This is a genomic window from Streptosporangium sp. NPDC006013 (assembly GCF_040614275.1).
GTDB lineage: Bacteria > Actinomycetota > Actinomycetes > Streptosporangiales > Streptosporangiaceae > Streptosporangium.
In genome coordinates this window covers 1-2,647 of the sequence record NZ_JBEXUE010000800.1, presented here as the reverse complement: position 1 = coordinate 2,647, position 2,647 = coordinate 1, and the positions used below count along the sequence as shown (strand labels likewise).

The window sequence follows — 2,647 nt, the reverse complement described above, 5'->3', positions numbered from 1 at the left end:
TCCTGGGATCGATGTTCTACTCCGTCTACTTCAACGGTGGCATCGCCATCCACGGCTCCACCCTCGTTCCCCGCTTCCCCGCCTCCCACGGGTGCGTCCGGGTCCCGCTGCACAACGCCGTCCCCCTCTACCGGCTCCTCCAGCCGGGTGATCCGGTGTACGTCCGCCGTCCCGAGGTCCGCGTCGAACGCCGCCCGGAGGCTCACCCGGAACGACCCCGGCGGATCCCCAGGGCTCGGCACCCCGAGGCCCCCCGTATTCCGCGCGGACACGCCACGTCCGCACGCCCCGCGCACGGCCTGCGGGGAAGGTGAGACCTCAGCCCGGCGACCGTCCCGCCTCGGCGGATCCTGGGCCGCTCCCGTACCGGCCGCCGGCCTTTCGCGTGCTCAGGAGGCGAAGGCGTCGAGGGCTGAGAGGATCTCCGTCCTGAACGTGTCGCTGCCGGTGTGCCCGGCGTCGTCGACCACGACCAGCCGGGCGTCGGGCCAGGCCTGAGCGAGTTGCCATGGCGTGTCGAGCGGCCCGCTCAGGTCCAGGCGGCCGTGGACGAGTACGCCGGGGATCCCGGCCAGTCGTCCGGCCTCGCGCAGCAGGGCACCCTCCTCCAGCCAGGCGGCGTTGGAGAAGTAGTGCGCGCAGATCCGTACGAAGGCCAGCAGGGCGGCGGAGGGCCGGTCGCTGTAGGCGTTCGGCGTGCCGTTGGGCTCCAGGGAGACCACCGCGTCCTCCCAGGCGGTCCAGTCGTGCGCCGCCCTGGCCCGCACCTCGGGATCGGGGTCGGCCATGAGCCGTGCGTAGGCCGCGAGCAGATCACCGTCGCGGTCGGCCTCGGGGACTCCCCGCCTGAACCTCTCCCACTCCTCGGGAAAGAACCGCCCGACCCCCCGGTAGAGCCAGTCGATCTCGGAGCGGCGCGTCATCGTGACGCTGGCGACGACCATCTCCGACACCCGCTCGGGGTGGGTCTCGGCGTAGGCGAGCATCAGCGTGGAGCCCCACGACCCGCCGTACAGCAGCCACCGGTCGATGCCGAGGTGCTCGCGCAGGCGCTCCATGTCGGCGACCAGATGATGGGTGGTGTTGGTGCTCAGGTCGGTCGCGGGGTCGCCGGCGTGTGGCAGGCTGCGGCCGCAGTTGCGCTGGTCGAACAGGACGACCCGGTACCGCGAGGGGTCGAAGAGGCGACGGTGGCCGGGCCTGCACCCCGACCCGGGGCCGCCGTGGACGACGACCGCGGGCTTGCCGGCGGGGTTGCCGCAGACCTCCCAGTAGACGAGGTTGCCGTCACCGGTGTCGAGCAGGCCGTGCTCGTGGGGCTCGATAGGGGGGTACAAGGCGAGTTCCTCTCCGGAGATATAACAGCACTGGTACATTAGTGGCATGTCAACTCCCGAGCTACTCGGTACACGGCTGCGCCATCTCCTCGACCAGCTGGACGCGGGGGTCGCCGCCGTCTACACCGACCTCGGCCTGGACGGCTTCCGCCCGCGCTACACACCGATCCTGCGAACACTGGCGGCCACCGGGCCCAGCTCCATCCGCGACCTGGGCAGAGCGATCGGTGTCACGCATTCGGCGGCCAGCCAGACGGTCGCGCAGCTGGCCAAGGAGGATCTGGTCACTCTCACCCCCGGCGCCGACGCGCGCCAGCGGATCGTCAGGCTGACCGCCAGGGCCGAGTCACTGATGCCCCTCCTCGACAGGGAGTGGGCGGCGACCAGCGCGGCGGCGGCCGAACTGGAGGCGGAGCTGTCCTACCCGCTGAGCAGGCTCGTCGAGGAGGCGCTGGAGTCGCTGAGCAGGCGGCCGATGCGGGACAGGATCGCCGGGGCGGTCGATCTGTAGACCGGGCCGTCCCTATTCCGGCGCCCGCACGCTGCCGATGCCCAGGGTGCTGACCATCGGCAGCATCCCCGACTCGAACACCGCGCCCAGCAGAGGCTGGTTGAGCAGGGCCAGCCGTTGGGCCGACTCGGTCCCGAGCGCGCGCCACGGCCCGGCGGCCAGTTCGTCGGTGATCCGCTCGACCCGGTCACGGAGCGCCTGGCCCGCCGTGGTGGCGACCCCCTCCGCGTCGACCAGGCCACGGGTGGCCAGCCGGTCGCGGGCGGCCGCCCATTCCTCGTCGCTCCAGCCGCGGCCCGCGAAGTTGCTCACCGGTGCGGCCCCGATCGCGGCGAACGAGACCAGCGCCTCGCACCCGTCCAGTTCCGCGGTCGCCAGGGCTGCCAGGTGCCCGTCGCCCCTGTGCTCACGCAGCACGGTGTAGGCCTGCCAGAGCGCCAGGTGCGGCTCCTCGGGCCAGGGCAGATCGAGGTTGGCGGCGGCCAGGGGCCGGTGGACGACCTCGGCGCTCTCGGCGGCCCTGACGGCCAGCTCGGCCGCCTCGGCCAGCTCGGGCGTGGCGACCTTGTCACCGAGGAGGGTGCGCAGGGTGCGGTCCACCGCCCGCAACCGGGCCTGGAGCACCGCCTCGGGCCGCGCCGTGGCCCAGATGCCCGGCACGTGCTCGGCGACGGCCGCCGGGCTGAAGCTGTAGTAGGTGCCGGCGGCGGGTTCGGCGAGGCCGTTGCCGGGGTTGGTGGCGGCGATCTGCAGGGCGATGGTGAGGGCGACGGCCTGTTCGTCGTCGAACAGCAGCGGG

General features: G+C 72.7%; 4 protein-coding genes. 2 read left to right on the top strand and 2 right to left on the bottom strand.

Features of this window, described 5'->3' with window-relative positions:
• Window positions 1–314: L,D-transpeptidase (locus tag ABZ260_RS49670; protein ID WP_355632576.1), on the top strand; the 314-nt coding region annotated here is incomplete at its 5' end.
• A gap of 75 nt (window positions 315–389) precedes the next feature.
• Here the strand turns inward: ABZ260_RS49670 and pip are convergent.
• The gene (gene pip, locus ABZ260_RS49665) at window positions 390–1,337 is read right to left on the bottom strand and encodes a prolyl aminopeptidase (RefSeq protein WP_355632574.1); all 948 of its coding nucleotides are present in this window, start codon (window positions 1,335–1,337) and stop codon (window positions 390–392) included.
• Between the two features lie 46 nt (window positions 1,338–1,383).
• On the opposite strand from pip, the gene ABZ260_RS49660 reads away from it, so the two are divergent.
• Complete coding sequence (locus tag ABZ260_RS49660; protein WP_355632571.1) at window positions 1,384–1,848, top strand: helix-turn-helix domain-containing protein; 465 nt, start codon at window positions 1,384–1,386, stop codon at window positions 1,846–1,848.
• Between the two features lie 12 nt (window positions 1,849–1,860).
• Here ABZ260_RS49660 and ABZ260_RS49655 read toward each other — a convergent pair.
• Window positions 1,861–2,647: hypothetical protein (locus tag ABZ260_RS49655; RefSeq protein WP_355632568.1), on the bottom strand; the 787-nt coding region annotated here is incomplete at its 5' end.